This is a genomic window from Escherichia sp. E1130 (assembly GCF_005781065.1).
GTDB lineage: Bacteria > Pseudomonadota > Gammaproteobacteria > Enterobacterales > Enterobacteriaceae > Escherichia.
Window position 1 is genome coordinate 86422 of sequence record NZ_VATL01000017.1, and the last position, 12315, is coordinate 98736.

Genomic DNA, 12315 nt, shown 5'->3' on the forward strand with positions numbered 1-12315 from the left:
TTACCACGCAATCAATATTGCCAGGGCGGAGCATACGCAGATCGCAAACAGCGACAAATCCATTAACAAGGGATGCCAGATGTCGCCCGCGTAGATCCAGTCGCGAAGCAGGCGGTGCAGGACAAGCCAGACGACGAATCCAAGCGCGAAGGCTTTGAAAAACGGAGGAAAGTAGACGGATGCACCGAACACCAGATCTTGTAGGGGCAATCCTGTTGCACTATGCATAAACTTCACAAAATAGATTCCTTTGAGGCTGAGTTTATTGCTTTAGATTAATAAATATTGTTTATGTGAGAGAAAATTACTCGCTATTTCTGAAAAGCATGTCTGACGGTAAGCAAATGCAGCAATCCATTTGTTTTAGCAATACAATTGCTGCACACTATTCTAAAAGCCGTATAATATCTTAGCAAGCTAATTATAAGGAGATGAAATTGGAATCGCCACTAGGTTCTGATCTGGCACGGTTGGTGCGCATATGGCGTGCTCTGATAGACCATCGCCTGAAACCCCTGGAGTTAACGCAAACCCATTGGGTGACGTTGCATAATATACATCAGTTACCTCCAGACCAGTCGCAAATTCAACTGGCAAAAGCGATCGGCATTGAGCAGCCATCACTGGTTCGTACGTTGGACCAACTGGAAGAAAAAGGGTTAATTTCGCGTCAAACTTGTCCCAGCGATCGGCGGGCCAAACGTATTAAACTGACGGAAAAGGCGGAGCCGCTGATTAGCGAAATGGAAGCTGTTATTAACAAGACCCGGGCGGAAATTTTGGATGGGATTTCAGCAGAGGAACTGGAACAACTGATTAGGCTCATTGCAAAACTTGAGCATAATATTACTGAGTTACAGGCCAAAGGGTGAAATAAAGGGGGCGTGTGGCCAGGTAGCTGACCACACGTCAACTTGTTTAGCGCGGGGAAACCGTCACCTGGCTGCCGTTGCTAGCCAGAACGACACGTTGTCCCGGAGAGAAATGGGTATTGCCCTGTTTCTGTACCACCATGATGGTGTTGCCATCATCTTTACGAATTTCCAGCTCCACACCCTGTGTTTTGTTCATTGCGCTCTGTACGCCCTGACCGGCTACACCACCCGCGACGGCACCTGCTGCGGTAGCCAAAGAGCGTCCAGTACCGCCACCAACGGTATTACCAAGAAAACCACCGAGAACCGCACCGCCAATTGCGCCGATGACGTTGGAATCATCACCGCCCTGAATCTGTACCTGCCGTACGTTCACGATTGTGCCGTAGCTGACATTCTGCACTTGCTTCGCTTCAGAGGCAGTATAAACATCGCCAGATAGGGTATCGTTGTTAACACAACCAACAAGAGAAAGACCTACCATTGATACAACCAGTACGCGTTTAATCATTGAAAAATCTCCTGATTACCATGAAACGCCTCACAAGCATCCCTAATGGTCAAAGTAAACCGCATTAGTATAACCATGATTACATGTTCCACTAAAACATGATTAAATCATAATTAGAGTAGGGTTAACCAAGTATAAACAAAACATTCATATTAGTTATTGATGTGAATATAATCTTTTACTACCAACGATAAAAATCGGCTCTTATGCATGGAATTCGCGAAAGGTTTGTGTTTGAGTGGAATGCAAACATCAGGTTGAAAAAGGATGAACTATGAAATCAGGCCGCTTTATTGGTGTTATGTCAGGTACTAGCCTGGATGGTGTCGATGTTGTGTTAGCGACGATCGATGAACACCGGGTGGCGCAGCTGGCGAGTTTGAGCTGGCCGATTCCCCCATCACTCAAACAGGCGGTGCTGGATATTTGCCAGGGGCAACAGCTTACGCTCTCCCAGTTTGGTCAACTGGATACCCGACTTGGCTGCTTGTTTGCGGATGCCGTTAATGCACTATTAAAAGCAGAAAATTTACAGCCGAAAGATATCGTAGCTATCGGTTGTCATGGCCAGACCGTCTGGCACGAACCCACGGGCGTCGCGCCACATACGCTACAGATAGGTGATAACAATCAAATTGTTGCGCGGACTGGAATTACCGTCGTCGGGGATTTTCGCCGTCGCGATATCGCCTTAGGTGGCCAGGGCGCACCGCTGGTTCCTGCTTTTCATCAGGCATTGCTGGCCCATCCAACTGAGCGGCGAATGGTGCTTAATATTGGTGGTATTGCCAATCTGTCACTACTCATACCAGGGATGCCGGTAGGTGGCTACGATACCGGACCGGGCAACATGCTAATGGACGCATGGATCTGGCGTCAGGTCGGTAAACCTTACGATAAAGACGCTGAGTGGGCGCGGGCGGGTAAGGTTATTCTGCCGCTGCTGCAAAAAATGCTTAGCGATCCCTATTTTTCCCAGCCAGCACCCAAAAGCACCGGGCGCGAATACTTTAACTATGCCTGGCTGGAGCGCCATCTACGCGATTTCCCTGGCCTGGATGCGCGAGATGTCCAGGCAACACTGGCGGAACTTACCGCCGTGACCATTTCTGAACAAGTCTTGTTGAGCGGTGGCTGCGATCGATTGATGGTATGTGGTGGCGGAAGTCGCAATCCGCTGCTCATGGCGAGGCTGGCTGCATTACTGCCCGGTACTGAAGTGACCTCCACCGATGCCGTTGGCATTAGTGGCGATGACATGGAAGCGTTAGCCTTCGCATGGCTTGCCTGGCGAACGCTGGCTGGGCTGCCCGGCAATCTACCTTCCGTCACCGGCGCAAGCGAGGAAACGGTATTGGGCGCTATTTTCCCTGCAAACCCGCGATATCAGAGTTAACTGAATTTTTCTTACTGCGTCTGCCGTTACACTTGGAAGTTGAGGAGGGCGTTTTTGCCCTCCGGACCAGGAAAGTCTTCGGGATATGTTTATGAAAAAACTGTTACTACTTTGTCTGCCGCTATTTCTTACCGGCTGTGGCGCGTTTAATCAACTGGTTGAGCGCATGCAAACTGATACGCTGGAATACCAGTGTGATGAAAAACCGTTGACGGTCAAACTGAATAATCCGCGTCAGGAAGTTAGTTTTGTTTATGATAATCAACTGCTGCACCTTAAACAGGGGATTTCAGCGTCTGGCGCACGTTATACCGACGGTATCTACGTTTTCTGGTCAAAAGGTGATGAGGCGACGGTCTATAAACGTGACCGCATCGTCTTGAATAACTGTCAGTTACAAAATCCGCAGCGTTGAGATTTTTCCAGGGGCGGCGCACAATAGCGTCACCCACTGACAATTTGTAAAGAAAACCATGGCTGATAACGACGAATTGCAGCAAATCGCGCATCTGCGCCGCGAATACACAAAAGGCGGTTTACGCCGCCGCGATCTTCCCGCCGATCCTTTAACCCTTTTTGAACGCTGGCTTTCTCAGGCCTGTGAAGCCAAACTGGCCGATCCTACTGCGATGGTCGTCGCCACCGTTGATGAACATGGTCAACCCTATCAGCGCATTGTTTTACTAAAACATTACGATGAAAAAGGGATGGTGTTTTACACCAACCTCGGCAGCCGTAAAGCACACCAAATCGAAAATAATCCGCGAGTTAGCCTGCTTTTCCCATGGCATACCCTGGAACGCCAGGTGATGGTTACTGGTAAAGCGGAACGTCTTTCGACTCTCGAAGTGATGAAATATTTTCATAGCCGCCCGCGTGATAGCCAGATTGGCGCGTGGGTATCGAAGCAGTCCAGCCGTATTTCTGCGCGTGGGATCCTTGAAAGCAAGTTTCTGGAATTGAAGCAGAAGTTTCAGCAGGGCGAAGTGCCGTTGCCGAGTTTTTGGGGCGGTTTTCGCGTCAGCCTTGAACAGATTGAGTTCTGGCAGGGCGGTGAGCATCGGCTGCATGACCGCTTTTTGTATCAGCGTGAAAACGAGGCGTGGAAAATCGATCGCCTCGCACCCTGAAAAGATGCAAAAATCTTGCTTTAATCGCTGGTACTCCTGATTCCGGCACTTTATTCTATGTCTCTTTCGCATCTGGCGAAAAGTCGTGTACCGGCAAAGGTGCAGTCGTTATATACATGGAGATTTTGATGGCAAGCAGTAACTTGATTAAACAATTGCAAGAGCGGGGGCTGGTGGCCCAGGTGACGGACGAAGAAGCGTTAGCAGAGCGACTGGCGCAAGGCCCGATCGCGCTCTATTGCGGCTTCGATCCTACCGCTGACAGCTTGCATTTGGGGCATCTTGTTCCATTGTTATGCCTGAAACGCTTCCAGCAGGCGGGCCACAAGCCGGTTGCGCTGGTAGGCGGCGCCACGGGTCTGATTGGCGACCCGAGCTTCAAAGCTGCCGAGCGTAAGCTGAACACTGAAGAAACTGTTCAGGAGTGGGTGGACAAAATCCGCAAGCAGGTTGCCCCGTTCCTCGATTTCGACTGCGGAGAAAACTCTGCTATCGCAGCGAACAACTATGACTGGTTCGGCAATATGAATGTGCTGACCTTCCTGCGCGATATCGGCAAACACTTCTCCGTTAACCAGATGATCAACAAAGAAGCGGTTAAACAGCGTCTCAACCGTGAAGATCAGGGGATTTCGTTTACCGAGTTTTCCTACAACCTGTTGCAGGGCTATGACTTTGCCTGCCTGAACAAACAGTACGGTGTGGTGCTGCAAATCGGCGGTTCTGACCAGTGGGGTAACATCACCTCTGGTATCGATCTGACCCGTCGTCTGCATCAGAACCAGGTGTTTGGCCTGACCGTTCCTCTTATCACCAAAGCAGACGGCACTAAGTTCGGTAAAACTGAAGGTGGTGCAGTATGGCTGGATCCGAAGAAAACCAGTCCGTACAAGTTCTACCAGTTCTGGATCAATACTGCTGATGCTGACGTTTACCGCTTCCTGAAGTTCTTTACCTTTATGAGCATTGAAGAGATCAATGCCCTCGAAGAAGAAGACAAAAACAGCGGTAAAGCGCCACGCGCTCAGTATGTGCTTGCGGAGCAGGTGACGCGTCTGGTTCACGGTGAAGAAGGTTTGCAAGCTGCGAAACGTATTACTGAGTGCCTGTTCAGCGGTTCTCTGAGTGCGCTGAGTGAAGCGGACTTCGAACAACTGGCGCAGGACGGCGTACCGATGGTAGAGATGGAAAAAGGCGCTGATCTGATGCAGGCGTTGGTTGATTCTGAACTGCAACCTTCCCGTGGTCAGGCGCGTAAAACTATCGCCTCTAATGCCATCACCATTAATGGTGAAAAACAGTCCGATCCAGAATACTTCTTTAAAGAAGAAGATCGTCTGTTTGGTCGTTATACCTTACTTCGTCGCGGCAAAAAGAATTACTGTCTGATTTGCTGGAAATAATGCATTAAGTGGAAAGGGGGGGTGAGAAATCACTCCCCCTGATTTTTATACAGGGAACACGATGAAAAATATTCTCGCTATCCAGTCTCACGTTGTCTATGGTCATGCGGGTAACAGCGCGGCAGAGTTTCCAATGCGCCGCCTGGGCGCGAATGTCTGGCCACTCAACACCGTTCAATTTTCTAATCACACCCAATACGGCAAATGGACCGGCTGTGTTATGCCGCCCAGCCATTTAACCGAAATTGTGCAAGGCATTGCTGCCATCGATAAGTTGCACACTTGTGATGCCGTATTAAGCGGCTATCTGGGGTCGGCGGAGCAGGGCGAGCATATCCTCGGTATTGTCCGTCAGGTGAAAGCGGCGAACCCGCAGGCGAAATATTTTTGCGATCCGGTAATGGGACACCCCGAAAAAGGCTGTATCGTTGCGCCAGGTGTGGCGGAGTTCCACGTGCGTCACGGTCTTCCTGCCAGCGATATCATCGCGCCAAATCTGGTTGAGCTGGAAATCCTCTGCGAGCATCCGGTACATAACGTCGAAGATGCGGTTAAAGCTGCGCGCGAACTTATTGCTCAGGGGCCTGAAATCGTACTGGTGAAACATCTGGCGCGTGCCGGTTACAGCACAGAACGTTTTGAAATGCTGCTGGTCACTGCCGATGAAGCATGGCATATCGACCGTCCTCTGGTAGACTTTGGCTCGCGTCAGCCAGTAGGCGTCGGTGATGTGACGAGCGGGTTACTGCTAGTGAAACTACTACAGGGCGCAACGTTGCAGCAGGCGCTGGAGCATGTGACCGCGGCGGTATACGAAATTATGGTAACCACCAAAGCAATGCAGGAATATGAGCTGCAAGTTGTAGCAGCCCAGGATCGTATTGCTAAACCAGAACACTACTTCAGTGCGACGAAGCTCTGAAAAGTGTCTTGTCGGCCCACAGTATCCTGCGGGCCGATAACCATTACTGCAACCCTTCCGCAGTTAGCGCGGCTTTTACCGTCGGACGTTCAGCCATACGCTGCATATAGGCGGCAATATGATCTAAACCTTCCAGATTCAATTTCACCCCATATGCCCAGCGCAGTACAGTAAACAGATAGGCGTCAGCAATAGTAAAACGTTGCCCGCAAATCCAGTGATCCTCTTTCAGCGCATCGTTAACGTACTGCAGTTTTTTCTCCAGCTGTGCGCGTGCAGTCGGTTTGAACTCTTCCGGTGTAGCCGGGTGAAACAGCGGAGTAAAGCCTTTATGCAACTCAGTGGCGATATAGTTCAGCCATTCGATGGTTTTATAGCGAGAAATACTGTTTACCGGAGCCAGTAACTGGCGGTCGGGGACGCTGTCGGCAAGATACTGCATAATGGCCACGCCTTCCGTGAGCAGAGTGCCATCGTCCAGCAGCAGAGCAGGAACCTGCCCTTTAGGATTAATCGCAAAGTAATCATCGCCGTTTTCCAGACGTTTTTTCATTAAATCCACACTGGTGAGCGTAAAGTCCTTTCCGCTCTCACGCAGGATGATATGGGAAGCAAGAGAGCAGGCGCCCGGTTTGTAGAACAGTTTCATCGGTAACTCCTTTTGGCTGTGGTTTAAAGTATGGTAGTGCGTTGCTGAACAAAAAAAAAGCCGCTAACGAAAAGTTAGCGGCTTGTAAAAGAGTTTCCCTGAAATTTACGCTACGGCAGCTTTCGCCGCTTTATCAGCAGCATCGTCCTGAGTCATACGATGCAGTTTCGGCGCGGTCAGCAGCATCAGCACTGCAATAACAGCAGTAGCAACACCAATCTGTAAGAATACGCGGCCATATACTTCCAGCGACATCAGCGGATCGGTTACGTTATCCGGTACAGCCATCATACCCGCAACATAACCACCAATCAGGTTTGCACCGGCAGTGGTCAGGAACCAGCTACCCATAATAAAGCCCATCAGACGCTGTGGAACGAGCTGCGCAACCATTGCCAGACCCAGACCGGAGATCATCAGTTCACCGATACTCTGCAGGCCATAGCTTGCGACCAGCCAGCTTACAGACACGATACCGGCGTCAGAGGCGAATTTCGCGCCCAGTGGCAGGATCAGGAACGCGCCAGAACACATCACCATACCGATAGCAAACTTAGTCGGCATCGGCAGGGTATCGCCCATCTTGTTATAGATAGCGGCGAGAATCGGGCTACCAATGATGATCCAGAACGGGTTCAGTGCCTGATACTGTTCAGGTTCTACTGCCAGGCCCAGAATGGTGTGCTCAACGTTACGGATTGCAAAGAAGTTCAGAGACGTCGGCATCTGGCTGTACAGCACGAAGAAGATGATTGCTTCAAGCATCAGGATGAAAGCAACGATCATTTTACGACGTGCAGCACCTTTCATTGCAAAGGCTTCTTTACCGAAGATAACCACGATACCGAAGGCAACAACGCCCAGCGCCATACGCGCAACGTCCTGGTTGTGCAGCAGCCAGGTGGCAATAGCAATCAGCGCGACAACACCAATAATGGTTAACAGCAGATTGCGGTAGTTGATCGGCTCGAAGTCAGGTTTTGAACCGTACTGCTTAACCCAGCGTTGGCAAAAGGCGAAGTTAACGATGGTGATCAACAGACCAACTACGCTAAGGGCGAATGCGACGCTCCAGCCATACTTGGCTGCTAACCACGGCGTTGCAATCATAGAGAAGAATGAACCGATGTTGACGGACATGTAGTACATGGTGAATGCACCGTCCAGACGTGGATCGTTTTTCTCGTAGCAAGTTGACAGCAGTGAAGACGGGTTGGCTTTAAACAGGCCGTTACCGACCGCAATTGCCGCCATACCCATATAGACGATACCGGCATCGTGACCAGACCAGGCAACCAGCGCATAGCCAATAGCCAGCACAATAGCACCAAGCATAATGACGCGTTTTGTACCCAGTACTTTATCGCCTAACCAACCACCAATAGCGACAAGACCATAAACCAGGGCGCTAAAGGAAGAGAAAAGTGTGATTGAATCCGCTTCGGACATACCCAGTTGTTTAACCAGGTAAACAGCCATAATTCCTTGTAGGCCGTAATAACCAAAGCGTTCCCATAACTCGATCGAGAAGATGAGATAGAACGCCTTCGGTTGTTTGAAAGCGTTCAAACTAACGCTTTCTGTTGGTTTTTGGTTTGCAGTGGACACTTTTACCTCTTTTTTTACATCCCATATTAACGGGGGTGCTTTCTCGCGTGATGTCTAATAAACATACGCGCAATTGTTATAGTGGGAGGGGAAACGGCAGGTAATGTTCACTATCTTGCACTTTCAGACAAGTCCTTTGTAATAATCTGTTACATATAACTGGCATGGAGAAATCATCGGCCCATTGAAATGTTATCCAGCGTTAAATTTTTCAAAAAACGCAACGGCAGATTTTTTCACTACCAGAAGAGGGGGAATACTGATATTTGGCGATATGTTCTACTGTAAGGTGTTTTATGTAGTGAGATAGTCCATTATCTGAAAAATAGACAGTGTAATGTTTTGTAGGTTTATGCCCTGGTTGAATCAATGCCTTGTCAAATTTAACTTAAATAGAGCAAAATTTTTACATCATGACATCAATGTGATCTTGATCACGAATAGATAGAAAATTTCGCTATTAAAAAAACAATTAACCTGCATTTTTGGTTATTCACAAACGGATTGCCTGACAATGATGCCGCGAGGCGGCATCATTGACGTTAACAAGATGTTTTATAAGAGGATGAGAAATAGTTATGAATGGGATAACGATGTTACCCCTTTTCGTCAGATGTCAACTTTCTCTTTGTATTCACAAAGATCTTCAATAATGCAGGAGCCACAGCGAGGCTTGCGGGCAATACAGGTGTAACGCCCGTGGAGGATTAACCAGTGGTGGCAATCGACTTTGAATTCTGCCGGAACCACTTTGAGTAGTTTTTCTTCAACCTGTTCGACATTTTTCCCCGGTGCAAATTGGGTGCGATTACAGACGCGGAAAATGTGCGTATCTACAGCAATGGTCGGCCAACCGAAAGCAGTATTCAATACCACGTTTGCTGTTTTACGCCCTACACCGGGCAGGGCTTCCAGCGCAGCGCGATCTTCCGGAACTTCGCCATTATGCTGTTCGAGCAAAATACGGCAGGTTTTGATGATATTTTCTGCTTTGCTGTTATATAGCCCAATGGTTTTGATATACGTTTTAACCCCATCAACGCCCAGTTCGAGCATTGCGGCAGGTGTATTGGCCACCGGGTAAAGCTTTGCCGTCGCCTTATTGACGCTGACATCGGTCGCCTGAGCGGAAAGCAGTACAGCAATCAACAATTCAAAAGGCGAACTGAAATTAAGTTCGGTTGTAGGATGAGGGTTGTTCTCACGCAGGCGAGTGAGGATCTCCAGTCGTTTTGCTTTGTTCATCAGACATTCCCTGTTTCACCGTTTGGCAACTCGCGTGTAGCAGCTGCTTCAGCACGGCGCTTTTTCATTCTTTCATCAATCAGATATTTTCCCGCCAGCATCAGCCCCAGACCAATGAATGCGCCTGGCGGTAACATTGCTAACAGGAAGGGAGAATCGGTATGGAAGATCTCTACCCGCAGTACTTTGGCCCAGCTACCTAACAGCGCATCGGCACCGTCAAACAATGTTCCGTTGCCGATGATTTCGCGTAGTGAACCCAGTACGAACATGGCGCAGGTTGCGCCCATGCCTATCGAAAAACCATCAAGTGCGGAGAGCGCCGGACCTTTTTTTGCGGCGAAAGCTTCCGCACGGCCAACAACGATACAGTTAGTGACAATCAGAGGAATAAAAATCCCTAACGATTGATACAGGCCAAAGGCGTATGCGTTAATCAGCATTTGTACGGCGCTGACCACCGAGGCGATGATCATCACGTAAATCGGGATTCGGATTTCGGCTGGCGTCCAGTGACGCAGCGTCGAGATGGTCAGGTTGGTGAGAGTCAACACCAGCGTTGTCGCAAGCCCTAAACCCAGTGCGTTGGTGGCAGTGGAAGTGACCGCCAGCAGCGGACAGAGGCCAAGTAACTGGACCAGTGCGGAGTTGTTCTTCCATAACCCCTGAACAATAACGTCTTTAATTTCGCTCACGGTTTATTCTCCACAGGCAGGAAGTTGAGAAAGTTGTACTGGCAACGTTCGGGCAAACAATCCGGCGCGTTTTACCGCATTCACCACCGCGCGAGGCGTAATGGTCGCTCCGGTGAACTGGTCGAAATCACCACCATCTTTCTTCACTGCCCAGTGAGCGTCATCCGCGCCGCTGATATTTTTACCCGCGAAATGGGTGATCCAGTCAGAAAGGCGCAGTTCGATTTTGTCGCCAAGCCCCGGCGTTTCGTGATGTTCTGTCACGCGGGTGCCAAGTACCGTGCCGTTAAAATCGGCCCCAACCAACAACTGAATCGCACCGGAATAACCATCTGGTGCGGTTGCCTCCAGAACGGCAGCTACTGGTTTATCATCCTTTTTCGCGATGTAAATCCGATGCTCGCCTTTTCCTAACTCAGACGCAGTCACTATATAGCAACTTTGGGCCAGCTCGTTGTTATAGCGATCGGCTGGTAACACCTGATCAAATAACGCTTTTTGTTGCAGGCTAGCCTGTTCAGCAATCGTGGCTTTGGTCATCTGGTTGATGGCAGCCGTTAAACCTGTTGAACCAGCGGCGAACAGCGCCAGCGTAATACCGTGTTTTCGGATAGTCTTCAGCATGGTTTATCCTTTGCGATGGCCGTATACGCGTGGACGCGTGTAGTAATCGATCAGAGGAACCGTGATGTTCGCTAGCAGGACAGCAAAGGCAACGCCGTCAGGATAGCCGCCGAAACTGCGGATCAGCCAGACTAATAATCCCGCCAGCGCACCGAAAATCAGACGACCACGATTGGTGGTAGACGCGGTGACTGGATCGGTCAGAATAAAGAATGCACCGAGCATGGTCGCGCCAGACAGCAGATGAATCTGCGGTGAAGCTAGTGTTTCCGGAGAGAACAACCAACCCAGCGTTGCGCACAGGGCCAGTGTCACTAAGAAACTGACGGGGATATGCCAACGAATCGCTTTCTGCCATAGCAGCCACACGCCACCAACCAGCCATGCGAGGTTTACCCATTGCCAGCCAGCGCCCGCGAGAACACCGCTGTAAATTGGATACTGCATAATCTGTTCAGCAGAATGACCGGCGCGTACAGATGTTTTGAACGTATCCAGCGGTGTCGCCTGGCTAATGCCATCGATACCTAAGCGAAGTGTGTTCATATCACCACCACTGGCGGTATGACCGCTGAAGATAATCTGTACAGCGTCAATGAATCCAGGGATATTGACCGCAATCTCATGTGGCGGCAACCAGCTGGTCATCTGTACCGGGAAGGAGATCAGTAATACCACATAACCAATCATTGCCGGGTTAAACGGATTTTGCCCCAGACCGCCATACAGCTGTTTAGCGATAATTACGGCAAACACAGTGCCGAGTACCACCATCCACCACGGCGCAAGAGGCGGGATACTTACCGCCAGTAATAAGCCCGTTAGCAATGCTGAGTTATCTTTTAAGGTTCCAGCTACAGATTGCTTGCGCAGTTTGAGTACGAGGGCTTCGGCTAAGAGTGCACTGACCGAGGCCAACAGGAGTTGAACGAGAGTACCCCAGCCAAAAAACCACAGTTGCGCAGCGATACCAGGGACGGTTGCGACCAGCACCAGCAGCATTATGCGCGATGTCTGGCGCTGGTTATGGGTATAAGGGGAGCTAGCTATTCTGAATACCATTTAGTCCTCGTTTACAACCTTTTGCTGAGCGGCTTTTTTTGCCTGAACCCGGGCGATAGCCGCGGCAACTGCAGCTTTGCGCGGATCAACCTGTTCTTCCTGCTCTCCGTTGGCCTGCTGCTGTTCCAGCTTGCGCGCTTTAGCGCGGGCGATAGCAGCTTCAACGGCAGCCTTGCGCGGATCAACCTGTTCCTG

The 12315-nt window shown here is 50.0% G+C and carries 15 protein-coding genes; 6 read left to right on the forward strand and 9 right to left on the reverse strand.

The window, feature by feature from the left end:
• Window positions 1-237 carry a DUF1656 domain-containing protein gene (locus FEK66_RS17410; protein WP_130208178.1) on the reverse strand — a complete coding sequence of 79 codons (237 nt, stop codon included), beginning with the start codon at window positions 235-237 and terminating at the stop codon, window positions 1-3.
• Between the two features lie 200 nt (window positions 238-437).
• Here FEK66_RS17410 and slyA point away from each other — a divergent pair, with 200 nt between their 5' ends.
• Window positions 438-872, forward strand: coding sequence for a transcriptional regulator SlyA (gene slyA / locus FEK66_RS17415; protein ID WP_064530079.1), 435 nt, complete (start codon window positions 438-440; stop codon window positions 870-872).
• A gap of 46 nt (window positions 873-918) precedes the next feature.
• Here slyA and slyB read toward each other — a convergent pair whose 3' ends face one another.
• Window positions 919-1386: an outer membrane lipoprotein SlyB gene (slyB, locus tag FEK66_RS17420; RefSeq protein WP_064530029.1), complete on the reverse strand. Its 468-nt coding sequence runs from the start codon at window positions 1384-1386 to the stop codon at window positions 919-921.
• Between the two features lie 274 nt (window positions 1387-1660).
• Here slyB and anmK point away from each other — a divergent pair, with 274 nt between their 5' ends.
• The 5 genes from anmK to pdxY all read left to right on the forward strand — a co-directional run bounded on the left by anmK (window position 1661) and on the right by pdxY (window position 6237).
• Window positions 1661-2782: an anhydro-N-acetylmuramic acid kinase gene (gene anmK, locus FEK66_RS17425; protein ID WP_131161932.1), complete on the forward strand. Its 1122-nt coding sequence runs from the start codon at window positions 1661-1663 to the stop codon at window positions 2780-2782.
• A gap of 85 nt (window positions 2783-2867) precedes the next feature.
• Window positions 2868-3197, forward strand: coding sequence for a C-type lysozyme inhibitor (mliC, locus tag FEK66_RS17430; RefSeq protein ID WP_130208174.1), 330 nt, complete (start codon window positions 2868-2870; stop codon window positions 3195-3197).
• A 58-nt stretch (window positions 3198-3255) separates the two neighbouring features.
• Complete coding sequence (pdxH, locus tag FEK66_RS17435; protein ID WP_130224736.1) at window positions 3256-3912, forward strand: pyridoxamine 5'-phosphate oxidase; 657 nt, start codon at window positions 3256-3258, stop codon at window positions 3910-3912.
• Window positions 3913-4040: 128 nt separating this feature from the next.
• On the forward strand, window positions 4041-5315 hold the full coding sequence (tyrS, locus tag FEK66_RS17440) for a tyrosine--tRNA ligase (protein ID WP_053264059.1): 1275 nt from the start codon (window positions 4041-4043) through the stop codon (window positions 5313-5315).
• A gap of 61 nt (window positions 5316-5376) precedes the next feature.
• Window positions 5377-6237 (forward strand): pyridoxal kinase PdxY, encoded by an 861-nt coding sequence (gene pdxY / locus FEK66_RS17445; protein WP_130208172.1) that lies wholly within the window; start codon window positions 5377-5379, stop codon window positions 6235-6237.
• 43 nt (window positions 6238-6280) lie between these two features.
• Here the strand turns inward: pdxY and gstA are convergent, their stop codons facing one another.
• The 7 genes from gstA to FEK66_RS17480 all read right to left on the reverse strand — a co-directional run.
• Window positions 6281-6886, reverse strand: coding sequence for a glutathione transferase GstA (gene gstA / locus FEK66_RS17450; RefSeq protein ID WP_135493918.1), 606 nt, complete (start codon window positions 6884-6886; stop codon window positions 6281-6283).
• A gap of 105 nt (window positions 6887-6991) precedes the next feature.
• Window positions 6992-8494 carry a dipeptide/tripeptide permease DtpA gene (gene dtpA / locus FEK66_RS17455; protein WP_064530078.1) on the reverse strand — a complete coding sequence of 501 codons (1503 nt, stop codon included), beginning with the start codon at window positions 8492-8494 and terminating at the stop codon, window positions 6992-6994.
• Between the two features lie 609 nt (window positions 8495-9103).
• Complete coding sequence (gene nth / locus FEK66_RS17460) at window positions 9104-9739, reverse strand: endonuclease III (protein ID WP_001030332.1); 636 nt, start codon at window positions 9737-9739, stop codon at window positions 9104-9106.
• A complete protein-coding gene (rsxE, locus tag FEK66_RS17465; protein WP_064530022.1) occupies window positions 9739-10434 on the reverse strand; it encodes an electron transport complex subunit RsxE in 696 nt (231 codons plus the stop codon). Before rsxE ends, nth begins: the two co-directional genes overlap by 1 nt.
• A gap of 3 nt (window positions 10435-10437) precedes the next feature.
• Entirely contained in the window at window positions 10438-11058 is a 621-nt protein-coding gene (gene rsxG, locus FEK66_RS17470; protein WP_135493916.1) for an electron transport complex subunit RsxG, read from the reverse strand.
• 3 nt (window positions 11059-11061) lie between these two features.
• Window positions 11062-12120 (reverse strand): electron transport complex subunit RsxD, encoded by a 1059-nt coding sequence (gene rsxD / locus FEK66_RS17475; RefSeq protein ID WP_135493914.1) that lies wholly within the window; start codon window positions 12118-12120, stop codon window positions 11062-11064.
• Window positions 12121-12315 (reverse strand): electron transporter RnfC (locus FEK66_RS17480; RefSeq protein ID WP_138211512.1); only part of this gene is annotated, 195 nt, incomplete at its 5' end.

Excerpts from the sequence above, each read along its gene's own strand:
- gstA (WP_135493918.1), bottom strand. The coding sequence starts at position 6,886 with ATGAAACTGTTCTACAAACCGGGCGCCTGCTCTCTTGCTTCCCATATC.
- rsxG (WP_135493916.1), bottom strand. The coding sequence starts at position 11,058 with ATGCTGAAGACTATCCGAAAACACGGTATTACGCTGGCGCTGTTCGCC.
- tyrS (WP_053264059.1), top strand. The coding sequence starts at position 4,041 with ATGGCAAGCAGTAACTTGATTAAACAATTGCAAGAGCGGGGGCTGGTG.
- anmK (WP_131161932.1), top strand. The coding sequence starts at position 1,661 with ATGAAATCAGGCCGCTTTATTGGTGTTATGTCAGGTACTAGCCTGGAT.
- pdxY (WP_130208172.1), top strand. The coding sequence starts at position 5,377 with ATGAAAAATATTCTCGCTATCCAGTCTCACGTTGTCTATGGTCATGCG.
- mliC (WP_130208174.1), top strand. The coding sequence starts at position 2,868 with ATGTTTATGAAAAAACTGTTACTACTTTGTCTGCCGCTATTTCTTACC.
- pdxH (WP_130224736.1), top strand. The coding sequence starts at position 3,256 with ATGGCTGATAACGACGAATTGCAGCAAATCGCGCATCTGCGCCGCGAA.
- nth (WP_001030332.1), bottom strand. The coding sequence starts at position 9,739 with ATGAACAAAGCAAAACGACTGGAGATCCTCACTCGCCTGCGTGAGAAC.
- rsxD (WP_135493914.1), bottom strand. The coding sequence starts at position 12,120 with ATGGTATTCAGAATAGCTAGCTCCCCTTATACCCATAACCAGCGCCAG.
- slyB (WP_064530029.1), bottom strand. The coding sequence starts at position 1,386 with ATGATTAAACGCGTACTGGTTGTATCAATGGTAGGTCTTTCTCTTGTT.